Origin of the sequence: Halopseudomonas aestusnigri (genome assembly GCF_002197985.1) — a bacterium.
Taxonomy (GTDB): domain Bacteria; phylum Pseudomonadota; class Gammaproteobacteria; order Pseudomonadales; family Pseudomonadaceae; genus Halopseudomonas; species Halopseudomonas aestusnigri.
Genome location: NZ_NBYK01000006.1, coordinates 184,173 through 185,514, shown reverse-complemented (window position 1 = coordinate 185,514; position 1,342 = coordinate 184,173). Strand labels below are relative to the sequence as shown.

General features: G+C 62.5%; 2 protein-coding genes. Both read right to left on the bottom strand.

The window, feature by feature from the left end:
- Positions 1-61: 61 nt before the first annotated feature.
- The gene (locus B7O88_RS11010) at positions 62-919 is read right to left on the bottom strand and encodes a DMT family transporter (RefSeq protein WP_088275934.1); all 858 of its coding nucleotides are present in this window, start codon (positions 917-919) and stop codon (positions 62-64) included.
- An 80-nt stretch (positions 920-999) separates the two neighbouring features.
- Entirely contained in the window at positions 1,000-1,149 is a 150-nt protein-coding gene (locus B7O88_RS17975; RefSeq protein ID WP_160003172.1) for a hypothetical protein, read from the bottom strand.
- Positions 1,150-1,342: the final 193 nt, after the last annotated feature.

The window sequence follows — 1,342 nt, the reverse complement described above, 5'->3', positions numbered from 1 at the left end:
ACGCGAGGATGACGTGGTGATAGGGTCAGCACGCCGGGGCTATCCGAGCACGGGCGCTAGATTAACCACGCGGCCTAAACACCAACACCAACCCCACCACAATCGCCCCCATCCCCACCAAACTCAACGCCGCCATGCGATTCCCCAAAAACAGGAAATCCAGCAACGCGGTGCAGCCAGGCATCAGATAAAACAGACTGGTCACATTCACCAGATTGCCCATCCGAATCAGCCGATACAGCAGCAGGGTCGCACCCACCGAAATCAGCACGCCCATGTACAGCAGCGGCACGATAAAGCCGACGCTCCATTCCACGTCAAACGGCTGAAAGGGCGCCACCACCGCGCACATCAGCAGGCCGATGGCGTATTGCAGCGGCAGCACGTCCATGGGTGATTGCTGAATACCCTTCTGGAAGATCGAGCCCAGGGTGATGCACAGCAGCGCTGCCAGCGACAGGCCGATGCCCAGCAACGAGAAGCGCGCCGCCAGCAGGCTGTCGAGCACGACCAGCGTCAGACCACCGAGCGCCAGCAGCAAGCCCAATACCCGCAGCAGGTTGGCGCGGCGTTCGACCAGCATCAGGGTGAGGATCGGCTGCACACCCAGCACCGTTGCCAGCACGCCCGGCGTTAGCCCGGCGTCCAGCGAGAGCAGGTAGAAGATGGTGTAGCCACCGGTCAGCAGCACCCCGACCAAGGCTACCTGCCTGCGGGAACCGCGCGCCGGCAGCCAGCGCCGCCGGGTGAGCGCCAGCAGCCCGAGGGCAGCGCAGGCCAGTACAAAGCGCAGCAGCAGAAAGGCAAAGGCGGAGGCATGTTCCAGCCCCCATTTGGAGAAGATCGCGCCCGCGCTCCAGAGCAGCACGAACAGCGCAGTCGGGCCAATGGCGGCCCAGTTCAAACGTTGAATAAACATATGTCACCTGTCAGGACACAGGTTCGCCCTGCGGCATTACGCCAGTCAGAGAGAACAGAAATCAGAAAAGTGTAGTGAGATCAGTGCGCCGGTGGCGGTGAAGCCACGGCAGCCACGATGGCTACGCCGGGAGGGGTGACCGGCAGGCAGGCCACTGCAGCCTGCACGCGCGCAACCACACCGGCAAGCGCGGGGCGGTTTACAACAGCGGTGGTCTGGGCAGTGGACATGCGGTCACTCTGGACAGGTAAAAACGAAAGGTCGTCGTTTGACGACTTGGAGAGACTAGCACCGTGTTGGTGCATGGGCAAGACGGGAAGGTTGCGGCATCGGATGGGCGTAGCAGAATGTCACGGCCACGGCATGCCGTGGCCCTACAGTGGGGATGCGAGCAGCCGAACGCGAAGCATGCACGGACCAAAT